The following is a 1,253-nucleotide window of genomic DNA, read 5'->3' as shown; positions in this document are numbered from 1 at the left end:
ATATAATATTTCAGTTTGTTCGTGCTGACAAAAGGTTCGATGGCTTGTGGGGGACGGCTTTGCCGGGAATGGAAGCCTGTATGGGGAAGCCCATGATGATTGCACGGTCTTGCAGCGTCACCTTCAGGGATCACATAGAGTTTTTCGAGGCAATCCATGAGACGGGGAGGCCCGTGAACGTATCGGGGGCGGGCGGCCCGGAGGATGGGCTCGTCTCCCTGTCGGCCCCTTTTGCGGAGATCCTTCTGGAGACCCACAGCCTTTTCCGCGGCGCGAGCCTGAACATCCTCGAGATCTCGCCGAGGGCGGACATCGTCATACCCTACGATTTCGGCGGCGGCGCCCTGGGGATGGACTACCTCGCAGACGGCTCCTACCTCCTGGACGAGAGCAGCGGCAGAATGGTTTCCCCCGGGGACCTCTTCCTGATGCCGCCGTCGGGCTGCAGGGGCAGCATGGTCTTTCGCGGCGGGAGACCGAGCAGGACCATCGCCTTCGGCGGCCCCGGGAGGATATTGTCGGACCTCCTCGGGGAGGACGGCGGCGCGTTGTGGGCGGAGGCGCTCAGAGCGGGCGGCGGATACGGCAGCGGGCCTCGTCTGCTGCGTGCGCCGCAATACGTGGCCGGCTCCTTTCTGCAGATGCTGAATTGCGACTATCCGAATCGGGCCAAGCGCTTGTTCCTCGAGGGCAAGCTGATGGAAATACTGTCGCGGATCATCGCCAGGGGATTGCCGGCCGAGGAAAACGGGGGGAATAGCGGGGACGCGTTCGAGCTGGAGCGGATCAGAATGATTCCGGGAATCCTGATGGAGCGCATAAACAACCCTCCGTCGATCTCCGAACTCGCCCATGAGCTGTCCGTCAACTCCACCACGATGAAGAAGGGCTTCAAAAATATCTTCGGAGAGCCGATTTACACCCATCACAGGAACCTGTGTCTGAGCCTGGCCGCGACGCTGCTGCTCGAGACGGATAAATCCGTCTTGGAAATTGCCTCCGACGTCGGCTATTCCAACAGCGGAAATTTCGGCAGCGCCTTCAAGAGACGCTACGGCGTCTCCCCGATCCGGTACCGGCGGAACGGGCGCGGCGCTTTGCCGCTCCGGGAGCCCTGATTCGCCGGATTGCCGGGCCAAGGGCGAGTCTCGACATCCGCCGCACCCCGCAGAAAATCCCGTCGCCGTCGTTTTTACCCCACCCCATAGAGAGCCCAAATCGACGAGGGAATGCTATGGAAGCGCTGATTAAAA

1 protein-coding gene is annotated in these 1,253 nt (G+C 61.4%); it reads left to right on the top strand.

What is annotated here, in order from left to right; translation table 11 throughout:
* Positions 1 to 95: 95 nt before the first annotated feature.
* Positions 96 to 1,118, top strand: coding sequence for an AraC family transcriptional regulator (locus Q0176_RS05750; protein WP_299300139.1), 1,023 nt, complete (start codon positions 96 to 98; stop codon positions 1,116 to 1,118).
* Positions 1,119 to 1,253 lie beyond the last annotated feature (135 nt).

It is taken from the genome of uncultured Fretibacterium sp., assembly GCF_938040765.1.
GTDB lineage: Bacteria > Synergistota > Synergistia > Synergistales > Aminobacteriaceae > CAJPSE01.
Note: the sequence above shows the minus strand (reverse complement) of the source record. Positions and strands in the feature narration are given on the sequence as shown.